A 13269-nucleotide genomic window follows, 5' to 3' on the forward strand; every position below is an offset into this window, starting at 1 on the left:
CTCTAGTCGCCGGCAAGCTGCCCACCCAGCCAGTCGATGAACGCCCGCACCGGCGGTCGTTCGAGCTTCTCCCTGCGGGCGACCACGTAGTAGGCGAAGCGCGATGGCCAGGGACGGTCCAAAGCCACCACCAGTCGACCCTCGCGCAGGTCTTCCTCGGCATGCTGCGCCTGCACCAGCGCGATGCCCTGGCCACCGACGGCCGCACGCAACAGCAGCAAGTCCTCGTCGAAGCTCGGCCCGCGCCGGCTGCGGCTGTCCGGCACCACGCCGTGGGCCTGCAACCACAGCGCCCAGTCGGCGCGCTCGGCCTCCTGCAGCAGCGGGTATTGCAGGCAGTCCTGCGGCTCGCGCAGCAGCGGCCCGCCGGCGAGCAGGGCCGGGCTGCAGACGGGCAGCAGCACCGGTGCCAGGAAGGGGATCGATTCAAGCCCCGGATAGTCGCCCAAGCCATGGCGCAATGCGATATCAACACGCCCGCGCTGCAGGTCGACCAGTTGCGCGGTAGCCTCCACGCGCACCTCGATATGCGGATGCAGCGCATTGAAAGCGGCCAGGCGCGGCACCAGCCAGCTGGAGGCGAACGAGGGCTGGGTACTGATGGTCAAGGTGCTGGCGCCCACCAACGCGTCCAGGTCCAGCAGCGCGTTCTCGATCTCGCCGAAGCCACGCAAGAGGCCCGGGTACAGCGCCGCTCCCGCCTCGGTGAGCTGCACACCATGGCGGCTGCGGGTCAGCAAGCTGACGCCAAGGCGGTCCTCCAGCTGGCGGATCTGCTGGCTGATCGCCCCAGGCGTCACCCCCATGCGCTCGGCCGCAGCCTTGAGGCTGCCCAGGCGAGTGGTTTCGGTAAAAGCACGCAAGGCGAGCAATGGCAGGACAGCGCCCATAGGGATTCCTTAGTTTAGAAAATCTAATCCTGGTGACAGAAGCTATCGTTTTAAATGTGCATACAGCATGCATAGGATAGCGCTCAGGCCAAACAACTTACGTTAGTTTCCCTGAGGTTATCCAGCATGCAAGCCCCCTCCCTTGTTCTCTACACTGACAGTTCCCCCAACGGCTTCAAAATCACCATCGCACTGGAAGAGATGGGCCTGCCCTATCGCCTGGAGCATGTCCGCATCGAGCACGGCGCGCACATGCAACCAGACTTTCTCGCGCTCAACCCGGCAGGCCGCATACCGGTGCTGGTCGACCGTGATGCCGACATCGTGCTGTTCGAGTCCGCCGCCATCCTGCTTTACCTGGCTCAGCTCAGCGGCCAGTTGCTCGATCAGGCAGCGCAGCCCCGCTGGGCCGCGATCACCTGGCTGATGTACCACAGCGCCAGCATGGGGCCCCTGCTCGGCCAGCGCGTGCACTTCGAGTGCTTCGAGACCGTGCCCAACCCGGCGGCGCTGCAGCGCTACCGCAGCCTGACCGAAAGCACCTACGAAACGCTCGACCAGCACCTGGCCAGCCGCTCGTGGCTGGCTGGGGACGCTTATTCGATTGCCGACATCGCCACCTTCGCCTGGCTGCATATCGCAGCCCTGGTGGGCTTTGATTTCAGCGCCCACCGCCACCTGACGCGCTGGTACCGGCAGGTCGAACGACGCCCGGCCGTGCAACGCGGTATCCGCCTACCCGCCCCGGCCACCGGCCCGTGAACACGCTGACCCAAGGAGCAGTCATGAACACCACCCCGAACACCTGTGGCGCCAACGCCGACGCCTTCCGCGAGCATCCTGGCTACCGGCGCATGTTCGCCCCCGACACGCTGACGCTGGGCATCTTCATGCCACTGCGCTTCTATGACGGCGATATGCGCGTGCTGTCCGGCCAGGCGCGCCTGGTCAGCAAGATCGACCAGTTGGGCTTCGCAGCGGTCTGGGTGCGTGACGTACCGTTGTTCGACCCGCACTTTGGCGATGCCGGGCAGGTCTTCGACCCATTTGCCTACCTCGCCTATCTGGCCGCCCATACCGAACGCATCGCCCTGGTGACCGGCAGTAGCGTCTTCCCCCTGCGCCACCCCATCGACCTGGCCAAGGCCGCGGCCACCCTCGACAACCTGTCGGGCGGGCGCCTGGTGCTGGGCATCGCTTCGGGGGACCGGCCCGTGGAGTTCCCGGCCTACGGTCTGGACCACGATAGCCGTGGCGAGCGCTTTGCCCAGGGCGTGGACTACTTCCGTCGGCTGCTGGCCCAGCAACCTGGGCCGATCGACTCACCGCTGGGGCAACTGCACGGCGCCCGCCTGCTGCCCGCGCCTGTCTGCGGGCGCATCCCGTTGGTGATGACCGGCTCTTCGCGGCAAAGCCTGCAGTGGCTCGGCGAGCATGCCGACGGCTGGCTCACCTACCCGCACGCCACCCACGACAGGCACGGGCCGCTGCGCCTGGCGGCAAAAGTCCGCGCCTGGCGCGAAGCGATACCGGGTGGTGGTTTCCGCCCACACATGACCAATGAATGGATCGACCTGGACGAAGACCCGCACTTTCCCCGAACGCCCCTGCAGGGCGGTTATGTGCTGCGCACAGGGCGCCATGGGCTGGTCGAACTGCTGGAGGAATGGCGCGAGGCCGGGGTGAACCACGCCGCGCTGGGATTGCAGATGGCCAGGCGTCCGGCGCAGGAGATCATCCAGGAGCTGGCCGAGGAGGTGTTGCCGTTGTTTCCGACGCTGCCAGGGCCGCAGCCTCATTCACAAAGCTGGTAGCACCAGGCAGCCGCAGAGCCTGTCCATCGCGGTATGTCGGGTGGCCCCAGCCATGGGCGCCACCCGACCTGCCCGACGTGGATCAGAATGCGTAGACCAACGTTGCCGTGGCACTGCGCGGGGTGCCGTACCACCCGCGCCCACCGATCGCCGAGTAGTACTTCTCATCCAGCACGTTGTTGAGGTTCAAGGCGACGCTGGTCTGCGGCGTGAACGCGTACTGCGCCATCAGGTCGACCACACTGTAGGCGCCCTGGGTGAACGTCTCCTTGTTCGGGCCGGCGTTCTTCTTGTACTCCATGCCCTGCCAGCGCACGCCGCCGCCAATCTTCAACTGTGGCAAGGACTGCAGTTGGTAACTGGTGAACAGCTTGAAGGTATCGCGCGGCACCTCAGTGAGCAGGCGCTTGCCATCGGAATCTTCGGCCTGGGCGTAGGTGTAGCTGGCGGAAACCTGCCAGTCAGGCAGGATCTGCCCCGCCATCTCCATCTCGAAACCACGGGTCTTGGTGCCGGATTCGGCGCGGTAGGCCTGGTCGCCGTTCGGTGCCAGCTTGTCGCCGTCAGCCACGGCCAGGTTGTCCTGCTGCACCTCGAAGACACTGAAGGCAGTGGTCAGGCGCTTGTCCCAGAACTCGCTCTTGATACCCAACTCGTAGTTCACACCCTCCAGCGGCTCGATGTAGCCGCCACTGGCATCCTGCCTGCTCTGCGGCTTGAAGATCGCGGTATAGCTGGCGTAGGCCGACCAGTTCTCGGCGAAGTCGTAGACCAGCCCCACGTAAGGCGTGACAACCCCGGTTTCGCTGCGCGAAGTGCGCTTGGTCTTGCCGGTCGCCAGGGTGGTGGCGCTTTCGTCGCGCTTCCAGTCGATCACCCGCGCGCCGGTAATCAACGACAGATCATCGGCCAGGCTCCAGCGTACCGAGGCCACCAGGCCATCCTGGGTTTCATCCAGCGCATCTTCCGAAGACTTGGTGTGGATGGCATCCGGGATCGCCAGCGAACCGTCCCAGGTATGGATGTTGTCAATGGACTGGATCGTCCACAACGGATAACCGTTGTTGCGGTAGTAGGCCCGGTAGTGGCTGGCGCCGAGGTACGCTTGATGCTCGCGGGAAAGCAGCTCGAACGGGCCGCTGGCGGACAGGTCGAACGACGTCTGCCGGGGCTCGCCCGCCCAACGCCCGGTCCAGGTACTGATACCGCTGCCATCGGGCTTGACGCTACCGGCGGCGGCAGTGGCGAAGGTGTCGTCATAGCTGCGGCGACTGTGCTCGGCATTCAGTTTCAACTGCCAGCCGTTGTCCAGCTGGTGTTCCAGCGTGGTGAACAGCGTTTTCGTGCGGCGCTTGTGGTAGCTCCAGTCCGAAGCCGAGTTGAACGAACGCGACGGATTGAAATGGCTGCCATCGGAGTTGTACATCGGGAAGCCGTGGTTGCCCGCGCCGTCGTTGTCCATCTCCTGGTACTCGGCGCCCACGGTCAGCATCGTGTTGTCGGTGACGTCCCACTCCACCACGCCGTAGGCGACCTGGCGCTCCAGCGACTGCCGGTCGATATGACTCTGGCTGTCGGTGGTCGAGGCAACGAAGCGTCCACGCACATGGCCGCTCTCCGACAGCTTGCCGGACAGGTCCAGTTCGGTGCGGTAGCTGTCCCAGGAGCCGGCCTTGAGGGTCAACTTGCGCTGCGTCTCGAGGGTCGGCTTCTTGCGCACCAGGTTGATGGTGGCACCGGGATCGCCAGTCCCCGACATCAGGCCTGTGGCGCCGCGCACCACCTCGACCCGGTCGTACGACACCATGTCGGCCAGGTCGTCGCGAAAGCCGAAGGTATCGGGGCGGTTGACGCCATCGACCTGGATGCTGCCGACCTGGAAGCCGCGCACATAGATATGGTTGGCGTCGCTACCGGCCGGCCCCATGCTGTCGACGACCACGCCCGGCGTCTGCTCGAGCACCTGAGTGACGTCTGTCAGGTTCTGGTCCTCGATCTGCTGACGGGTCACCACACTGACCGACTGCGGTGTCTCGCGTGCCGACAGGCGCAGGCCGGTCGCGGTGCTGGCAGAACCTGTGGTGTAGCTGCCGGTGCCTTCGGTGGTGCTGCCCAGGCCCAGGGCGTCGACGCTGGTCGCGCCAAGCTCGACGGCGCCGTCGTTGTACACCTTGCTCAGCACATAGCGCTTGTCGCCCACCTGCTGCACGCGCAGCCCCGATCCCTGCAGCAACGCGGAGAAACCTTGCTCCAGCTCGAAGCTGCCGTGCAGCCCCGAGGAGTGCAGCCCGCTGGTTTCGTCATTGCTGAAACTGATGGTCACGCCGCTGGCGGCGGCGAACTGGCTGATCGCGGAAGCCAGGCTGCCGGCCGGGATATCGTAGCGCTGCGCGGCGGCCCAGGCGGTCGAGGTCGCCAGCGCGGCGCCGCAAAGGCTCAGTGCGAGGGTCGCCTGGCGAATACTGCAGGCTAGCGAGGTACGGCGTGCGGACATGAAAAAGGGTTCCTGTTTCGGGTTGGCTTGGGCACGCTTGATGCGCGCGCCCTCAAGAGCCGAAGCAGCGAAGGAAATCTGCTACCCCAAATGCGAAAAATTCTCGAATGTTTGATAGCGGATGAGATTTCACCCACTCTTCTCGGTTCGGGCCTCCACGATTGTGGGCCCCTACCCCTTGCCGATTGGCTCCAGGCGCACCCAGTAGCGCGTCATGCGCCGTGCGCGAACCGGCAACGCGTCTTCCAGGCTGGCCAGGGCGACGTCGGTGTCGTCCAGGTTGAATGCGCCAGACAGGCGCAAGCCCGCGACCTCACCGGCGCAGCCGAGATAACCGGGGCGGTAGCGCGCCAGCTCATAGACCACCTCGTCCAAGCGCCAGTCAACGCTGACCAGCATGCCCTCGGCCCAGGCCTGGCCACCGGGGGCCAAGGGTTGCAGGGGGCCGATGTGGTCGGCGGCAAAACTCAGGCTGTACCCGCTGTCGATACGTACCACCTGCGACGCCCGGCTGGGCCGCACCTCCACGGCATGGGCGGCCACCGCCACATGGCTCACGTCGTTGTCCTGACGCACGCTGAAGCGGGTACCCAGGGCCAGGATGTCGCCTGCCACGGTGCGCACGCTGAGTGGCCGCGCATCCTTGGCGGTTTCCACCAGGATCTCGCCGCGCTGCAGCTGGATCAGGCGTTGGCCCGCGTCGTAGCGAACATCGACACGGCTGTCGGTGTTGAGGTCCAGGCGTGTGCCATCAGCCAGGGTCAGTCGGCGGCGCTCGCCGATCCGTGTCGCATAGTCGGCACTCCAGGGCGAAGCCCGGTACCCCTGCCAACCAACGGCCCCGGCGCCGAGCAACAGCGCCAGTGCCTTCACGGCATGGCGCCGGTCGCGCCGGGCGTTTTCCAGGGTCTGCGCGGCACCGCGGGGGGCGCTGCCCAGGCGGCCTTGCAGTTGCTCCAGGCGCGCCCAGGCTGCGGCGTGGCGAGGGTCGGCCATGCACCAGGCTTGCCAAGCGGCGCGGGTGGCGTCATCGACACTGCTGTCATGCAGGCGCACGTACCAGTCCACCGCCGTGCTGAGAATGGCCTTCATGCGTCCTCGACCAGCAGGCAATGCATCAGCGCGCGGGCCAGGTGCTTGCGCACGGTGCTTACCGAAACACCCAGGCGTTCGCTGGTCTTCTCGTAGCTCAGGCCATCCAGTTGCACGGCGAGAAACACAGCCCGCGTGCGCGGGCCCAGCCCATCGAGCATACGGTCGATGGCCATCAGGGTATCGAGGATCGCGGCGTGGGTTTCGGCCGAAGGCGCATAACGCTCCGGCTGCTGCGCCAAGGCTTCAAGGTAGGCGCTTTCCAGGCTGCGGCGACGGTACAGGTCGATGGTCAGCCCGCGCGCGATGGTCGCCAGGTAGTGCCGCGGCTCCTTGAGGGTACCGGCGGTGCGCGCCAACAGCACCCGGATGAAGGTGTCCTGGGCCAGGTCCGCGGCATCGGCGGAGTTGTTCAGACGCTGGCGCAACCAGCCGTGCAGCCAGCCGCTGTGCTCACGGTACAGTGTTTCCAGGCCGGTGTGCGCAGTGCCATCGGGAACAACGGTGGACATCACGCCTCCCTAAAAAAGATTACCAGGTGCAAATAAGAACTTATCTCAAGTGTACTCAGTGAGGGAGGGATTGGGAATGCTGGCATGTGAAAGGGGTCGCAGGGATTGAAGTCCGCCATAGGCCCTGCTGGGGTCTGGGCATAGCTGGATATTTGGGCGAGCGCAAAGCGAGGCAACGAGGACTTTGCCGAAGCTACCGTTGGCGGGGGGCAGGTACCGGGCATCAGTCGACAATGATTGACCTGCGTCGTGGAGCCATTTGCCGAAATGTTTGCTCACGGCCTCGTGATCGAACTTGTCCTTTCCACGCCAGCACGCAGCCGCTTCCGACCAGTCGTTTCTGCTGTGAATGGGCCGTTCGAATGACGTTGGCTTGCACGGCTGAGTGCGACGACCTGTGCATTGGTGTTTTCAACAATGCCCCTTTTCACTATGGGATGGTCAATCGCAGCCCGTAGAGAGACATTTCGAGCAATGAAGCTTGCCGGAGTTTTGCTGGCAGTTTCGGGGGTCGGGTTGTTGCTTGGAATGCCTAAGACGGGGCTGGAAAGCAGTAGCGGCGTACTTGGATTCGGAGCATTGATCACAGCCACGGTGATTGGTGCTGTAACCAGCGTCATGTATAGCCCGTACCTGGCTCGTTACTCCGCACTTCACACTAGCGGATTGGCGATGGTGGCCGCAGTCATGTTCTTGATCTTGTACTGCTTGCTGACTTCACAGCCCCTACTGCCCTCTGCCTCGGCGGTTCAATGGGCAAACGTCTGCTTCATCGGGCTTTCAAGTGGCTTGGGCTACTTTTGCTGGCTTTGGGCATTAGCGAGATTAGAACCGAGTCGCGTGGTCGCGTTTCAGGCTCTGGGGCCCATCACCGCTGCTGGAATAGAGATCGTCTTGGGGAGCCGCATGCTGACGCTTGAGCTGATCATCTCACTGGTAATGGTGATCACTGGGCTTTCATTAGCAATGCGGATGCAACTGGGGAAGCCGAAATTGTCGGTACGCAATCCATCAAACGACCATAGCTGAGCGATCAATGCTAAACCTTGTAATTCGAAGTACTCACACGCGAAGCGACTACTGCTTTCTAGCACTCGCAAGCGCTGTCGGAACCGCAGCTGGATATGTCGTGGCGCAATTTGCACCATTGATTGCCGTCCCTTTTAGCCTCGCGGCGACCACGTTACTGCATTTTACGTGGCGTACGCCTGTCGATAGCTGAGCGCCCGAGAGCACGCTTTTGGCTAATAGCTGTCCTCCAACGAAGGGCAGCAATGGGTCGAAAACAGCCGGTCGCGACTCGCTGCTATCGACCCAGAGCAGACATTGATCCAAGCCTTTGTGTTGTCCACGACCGACATTCGCTCGCGCCATGAGCCCTGTGCCAATCACAACAGGCCCTCGCGCACTACAGCCAAACTAGAGTTCCGGCGTGTATTTCACGCTGAACATGACATTGCGCGGGTCGCCGTAGTAGTTGTTGTAGTCGATGGTGTTGTAGGCCGGCTGGTAGTACTTCTTGTCCAGCAGGTTGTTGAGGTTCGCCGCCACGGTCACCTCGTCGCTGACCTTGTACGCGACCCGAGCATCCCAGATGGCATAACCGGGCAGGTCGAAGACGTGGTCATAGGAAGTGGTGCCGGTGACCGCCGTGGTGCCCAGCCCCACCGAGGCACGGCTCCAGTTACCGGGCAAGGTGTAGTCGGCCCACAGCTTGAACTGATGCTTGGGCGTCCAGGTGCTGTAGACCTTGTCCTTGTAGTTGGCGTCTTCCAGGTAGCGCGTGGTGTTGTAGACGTAGCCGGCCATCACTTGCAGGCCACTGAGGACTTCACCGCTGACCTGCGCCTCCAGGCCCTGGCTGCGCACCTTGCCTGACGCCTTCGAGCAGTACCAGCCATTGCAGTCCATCGGCCCGCTGCGGTCGAGCACCGCGTGGTGCTCCTGGTCGTAGCGGAACAGCGCGACCGAGGTGTTCAGCGCCCCGTCGAACAACTCGCCCTTGAGCCCCAGTTCGTAGTTGCTGCCAATGATCGGCTCGACCACCGAACCGCTGCTGGTGCGTGCACTCTGCGGCTGGAAGACGTCGGTGTAGCTGGTGTAGACCGACCACTGTTTGTTCAGCGCATACACCAGGCCCGCATAGGGCGAAACCTTGCCGTTGCTGCTGGTTGTCGATTCGCTGTAGCCGGTGCGGGCGAAGGACTGGGAGGCGTAGCTGTAGTCGTACCAGCTGGTGCGGGCACCGACGATCAGCTTCAGCGGCTCGGTCAGGTTGATCGACCAGCGCGAATACAAGCCTTTCTGGGTGATCTGGTACTCGGTCAACTCGCCACGGCCCCGGCTTGCCAGGCCGTAGATGTCTGGCATCGGGCGGTGGTGGTCGACGTTACTGGAGTCTGCGCCGAAAGTGGGAGCCCTGGCCCAGCGGTCGTCGGTATTGATGCGCGAGTAGTTGGCGCCGAGCAGGAAGGTCTGCTCGAAACCGAAGCCGGTGAACTGGCCGTCCAGGTACAGGTCCAGGCCCTTGCTGTGGGTGGTGAAATCGGTGCTCCAGTCGATGTAGGTGTTGCTGGTGGAGCCGTTGGCCGGGAGGGCATCCCACAACGCCTGGTAGGTCGCGCCGTTGTGTTCGCTCATGTACACGCCGGCAGCCTTCAGCCGCCAGTCGTCGTTGAGCCGGTAGCTGGCGTCGAGGAACACGCTGGTCTGGTCGTTGTTGGCACGGTTCCAGTCCGCGCCGACATAGGTCGAGCGCGACCAGTCGGGGTTGCCGCCGTCGGCATAGCGCGGCAGGCCAAGCATGGCCGGGCGGGCGTGGCCCTTCTGGTTGGCAACGCCAAGACCCATCGTGAAGTCCGGGGTGAAGTCATAGTCCACGGCAGCGTAGACGGTCTGGTTCCAGCCACGCACATAGTCGATGAACGAGCCGTTGTCGTTCTGGCTGACCACCGTGCGGGCCCGCAGGGTGCCCTCGGCGTTCAGCGGGCCGCCAGCATCCAGTTGCAGGCCATAGCGGTCCCAGGAACCCGCCTTGCCGGTCAGGCTGACCACCGCCTTGTCCTGCCCGCGCTTGCGTACCAGGTTCATCGCCCCGCCCGGGCTGTCACCGCCTTGCAGCAGCGCGGCCGGGCCACGCAGCACTTCGACACGGTCATAGAAGCTCAGGTCTTCGGTGAGGTAGCTGCCGAGCGAGTAGGTATTGCGCGGAATCGGCACGCCATCGTACTGCAGCGTGTCGATGCTGAAACCGCGCGAATAGATGAACAGCCCCGACCCCGGCGAACGGCTGGCGGTGAGGCCGGGCGTGCGGTTGACCAGGTCGCTGATGGTCTGGGTGTTCTGGTCGTCCATCTGCTGGCGGGTCATCACCGTGACCGACTGCGGGATGTCCTTGAGGGTCTGTACGCCCTTGCCCAGAGTGACCGCGCCGGAGGTGTAGGAATGGCTGCCCTCGGTGGTGGTGACCGGCTGGCGGCCGATGACGCTGGAAGCGTCCAGTTCCAGCGCACCGTTGCTGGATTCGCTGGGCAGCGCGATCAGATACTGGCCATCGGCTGCCTGGGTGAGGCTCAGGTGGCTGCCGGCGAGCAAATGGCGCAGCGCCTGTTCGACGCTCAGTTGCTGGTGCAATGCCGGCGCTTGTACCGCGTGCGCGGCGTCAGTGTTGAACAGAATGCGGCTACCGGTCTGGCGGGCAAGGGCATTGATCGACTGATCCAGCGGTTGGGCCGGCAGGTCGATGCGGTAGTGCGTCTGTTCGGCCTGCACGGGCCCGGCAAGCAGAAATCCGAATGTCGCCAGGCCCATGGCCTGACGCAGCGGGTGGATAAAGAGCGTCATGGAATCCCCATCGGAGCAAGTGAGAATGCGTTTCATAGGGATTGGCGTTTGTGCTCACCCGCACATTGATGCAGCGCTGAAATTTTTTCTCAGCGCTGCACATCCACCTGCACAGCACCGCTCTTGTCGCGGCTGACTGTTACCGGCGCCAGCTGCGGCAGGCTGTCGAGCAACTGTTCGACATTGCCGGTGGGGAACTCTCCGCTGAGCCGGTGTTGCCTGGCGGTCGCGCCCTGCAGGCGAATCGGCGCGTCGCGATGGCGGCGCAGTTGCGCCAGGACCGACTCGAGCGGGGTGCCGTCGAAATGGAACAGGTCATGCCGCCAGGCGTCTCGTTCGCCGGGGTTGCTGGCGTGCACCGGCCCCAGGCGCTGAGGGTTGGCAAGCAGTTGCTGGTTGGCCGTCAGCCGTTGACGCGCCATGCCGTTGTCCACCTCCACTTCTCCCTCCAGAACAGCCACCCGCACGCCGTCCAGGTCGCTGCGTACATCGAACACCGTGCCGATATCGCGCACAGCCACGCCCTGGCTACGCACGATGAAGGGTTTGGCTTGATGAGCCACGCTGAACAAGCCTTCGCCATCGAGCAGCTCGAACTGCCGACTGCGCAGGCGATACTCGATGCGCAGCACGCTGCCCGCGTCCAGTTCGACCACGCTGCCGTCGTCCAGGTGCAACGTTTCGCGACCGCTGCTGGCCACCTCGACCTGGCGGTAGCCCAGCGCCGGGTCGGCCAGCCAGGCCCAACCGGCCAGGGCCAGCAGCAAGGCCGTGCCGGCGGCCTTGCGCCGACGATTGGCATTGCGTGCGCTCTGCGCCTTGGCTTCCTGCAAAAGCGCCTCACGGCTGGGCACCAGCGCACGCAGGGATTCAGCGTAAGGCTCGAGGGCATCGCGCGCGCCGGGCGCGCTACGGCGTTGCATCGATCAGGCCTCCGGCTGCCAGCGTTGTGCGAGGGTGCGCATGGCCCGCATGAAATGCTGGGCAACCATGTTCACGGAAATCTCCAGCTCCTGCGCGATGTCCTTTTGTGGCATGCCGTGGATACGGTGGAGCAGGAACACCTGGCGCTGACGCGCCGGCAATGCGTCGATCACCGCCAGCAAGGCACGCAGGCGCTGTTCGAATTCGAGCGCCATCGCACCATCCAGCGGGTCGCAGTGCTGCTCGACCACGGCGATCTGGCTCTGCGCGTACAGCGTGCGGGTGCTTTCCGAACGGCGCCGGTCTATTGCACGGTTGAGCGTGGCACGCCGCAAAAAGGCCATGGGCATGCTGATGGCGTTGAGCGGCGGCTTTTCCAGGATCTGCACGCAGACATCATGGACCACGTCGCGGGCAAAATGCTGGTTGGAAAAACGTCGGCGAATGTGCTCGACCAAATCGTCGTAGTGCAAGGCCAGGGCTCGCAGGAGATCGTTGTCGGTCGAAGCCATGATGGCAACCAATTGATAGTGAATCTCATTTATATCATGCGCTTTTCAGGTCGGGCAACTTGAGCTGCCATGGCAGACACGTCAGCTGTGTTCGGCGCCCAGAGCTTAGACCCCCGATACTGTCTAGTCCTGAAATTGGTTTACACCAGTTCAGGCTGGCGTGTCAGTGCAAGCTTTGCCAGGCGCGCAGCACTGCATAGCCGCGCCAGGGTCGCCAGCCCTGCGCGGCTTGCGTCGCCGCCTGTGCGCTGCTCACCCCCAGGGCTTTTTGCAGCGCCACATCGCCCGCCGGGAAGGCATCGGGCCAGCGCAACGCACGCAAGGCGATATATTGCGCGGTCCAGTCGCCGATCCCCGGCAGTGCGCGCAAGCGGGCACAGGTGGCCGCGACATCCACCCCGGGGCTCAGGATCAGGCCGCCCTCCAGCACCGCCTCGGCCAGCGCCTTGAGCGCCGCCTGGCGCTGGCGCGTGATGCCCAGCCGGCCCAGTTGATCACCGCTGGCCGCGATCAGCGCGGCGGGCGTGGGGAACAGACGGTCCATGCCAGGCAGCGGCGTTGTGATGGGTTGTCCGAAGGCCGCGACCAGGCGTGCGCCCAATGTGCGCGCAGCGGCCACGGTGATCTGCTGGCCCAGCACGGCACGCACGGCCAGCTCGAAACCATCCACCGTTCCCGGAACGCGCAGGCCCACACCCGAAGGGAACGCACTGTGCAGCACGGCGTCGATGGCGAGCGGGTCGGCATCCAGGTCGAACGCGGCGCGCACGCGGTTGATCACCGTGGGCAGGACGCCCGCCAGGGAATCACTGATCGTCACCCGCACCTGGGCGCGCGCCTCGTCAAAGGCCACGCTCAACCAGCCGCAATGTTCCTGACCGTCCTGCATGAGGCGCAGCGTACGGGTGTACGTCCCCTCCTCCACACGCTCCACGCCGGGTATCGCCCGCAGGCGCAGAAAGCCGAGCATTGCCGAAGTGTCATAGGGCGGACGCCAGCCCAGGAAAAAACAACCATCCAAGCGCGCATCGTGCGCTTCCGGTTCCAGGTAGCAGGCGTCGTTTTCGGTCGTGTCGTTGATATTGGCCATGGGTGACATGGTAGCCCCTGTGCATAGCGGTGACTCGCCATTTTCGTACCTGCGCCCTAGTGTGGTGTTTTGCAAATACGACCAATAAATCGCGAGCG

11 protein-coding genes are annotated in these 13269 nt (G+C 64.2%); 3 read left to right on the plus strand and 8 right to left on the minus strand.

The annotated features are described in order from the left end of the window. Positions 1 to 2: 2 nt before the first annotated feature. Positions 3 to 890 carry a LysR substrate-binding domain-containing protein gene (locus tag AAHK21_RS02375; protein WP_367856278.1) on the minus strand — a complete coding sequence of 296 codons (888 nt, stop codon included), beginning with the start codon at positions 888 to 890 and terminating at the stop codon, positions 3 to 5. Positions 891 to 1016: 126 nt separating this feature from the next. Between AAHK21_RS02375 and AAHK21_RS02380 the strand changes: the two genes are divergently transcribed. Both AAHK21_RS02380 and AAHK21_RS02385 read left to right on the plus strand, forming a co-directional pair. Beyond that, positions 1017 to 1652: a glutathione S-transferase family protein gene (locus AAHK21_RS02380; RefSeq protein WP_367856279.1), complete on the plus strand. Its 636-nt coding sequence runs from the start codon at positions 1017 to 1019 to the stop codon at positions 1650 to 1652. A 23-nt stretch (positions 1653 to 1675) separates the two neighbouring features. Then, entirely contained in the window at positions 1676 to 2704 is a 1029-nt protein-coding gene (locus AAHK21_RS02385) for an LLM class oxidoreductase (protein WP_367856280.1), read from the plus strand. Positions 2705 to 2786: 82 nt separating this feature from the next. Here the strand turns inward: AAHK21_RS02385 and AAHK21_RS02390 are convergent, their stop codons facing one another. The 3 genes from AAHK21_RS02390 to AAHK21_RS02400 all read right to left on the minus strand — a co-directional run bounded on the left by AAHK21_RS02390 (position 2787) and on the right by AAHK21_RS02400 (position 6802). After that, positions 2787 to 5198 (minus strand): TonB-dependent siderophore receptor, encoded by a 2412-nt coding sequence (locus AAHK21_RS02390; protein ID WP_367856281.1) that lies wholly within the window; start codon positions 5196 to 5198, stop codon positions 2787 to 2789. A 171-nt stretch (positions 5199 to 5369) separates the two neighbouring features. Continuing rightward, a complete protein-coding gene (locus tag AAHK21_RS02395; RefSeq protein ID WP_367856282.1) occupies positions 5370 to 6290 on the minus strand; it encodes a FecR domain-containing protein in 921 nt (306 codons plus the stop codon). After that, positions 6287 to 6802 (minus strand): sigma-70 family RNA polymerase sigma factor, encoded by a 516-nt coding sequence (locus AAHK21_RS02400; protein WP_367856283.1) that lies wholly within the window; start codon positions 6800 to 6802, stop codon positions 6287 to 6289. Before AAHK21_RS02400 ends, AAHK21_RS02395 begins: the two co-directional genes overlap by 4 nt. A 474-nt stretch (positions 6803 to 7276) precedes the next feature. Here AAHK21_RS02400 and AAHK21_RS02405 point away from each other — a divergent pair, with 474 nt between their 5' ends. Beyond that, entirely contained in the window at positions 7277 to 7831 is a 555-nt protein-coding gene (locus AAHK21_RS02405) for an EamA family transporter (protein WP_367858937.1), read from the plus strand. 390 nt (positions 7832 to 8221) lie between these two features. Here the strand turns inward: AAHK21_RS02405 and AAHK21_RS02410 are convergent, their stop codons facing one another. From AAHK21_RS02410 to AAHK21_RS02425, 4 genes are all read right to left on the minus strand, one after another. Beyond that, positions 8222 to 10645 carry a TonB-dependent siderophore receptor gene (locus tag AAHK21_RS02410; RefSeq protein ID WP_367856284.1) on the minus strand — a complete coding sequence of 808 codons (2424 nt, stop codon included), beginning with the start codon at positions 10643 to 10645 and terminating at the stop codon, positions 8222 to 8224. Positions 10646 to 10734: 89 nt separating this feature from the next. Then, the gene (locus AAHK21_RS02415; protein ID WP_046855965.1) at positions 10735 to 11568 is read right to left on the minus strand and encodes a FecR family protein; all 834 of its coding nucleotides are present in this window, start codon (positions 11566 to 11568) and stop codon (positions 10735 to 10737) included. 3 nt (positions 11569 to 11571) lie between these two features. Beyond that, positions 11572 to 12081 (minus strand): RNA polymerase sigma factor, encoded by a 510-nt coding sequence (locus tag AAHK21_RS02420; RefSeq protein ID WP_367856285.1) that lies wholly within the window; start codon positions 12079 to 12081, stop codon positions 11572 to 11574. Between the two features lie 163 nt (positions 12082 to 12244). Beyond that, a complete protein-coding gene (locus AAHK21_RS02425) occupies positions 12245 to 13171 on the minus strand; it encodes a DNA-3-methyladenine glycosylase (protein WP_367856286.1) in 927 nt (308 codons plus the stop codon). Positions 13172 to 13269 lie beyond the last annotated feature (98 nt).

This window comes from Pseudomonas sp. TE50-2 (genome assembly GCF_040813665.1).
In the GTDB taxonomy this organism is placed as follows: Bacteria; Pseudomonadota; Gammaproteobacteria; order Pseudomonadales; family Pseudomonadaceae; genus Aquipseudomonas; species Aquipseudomonas soli.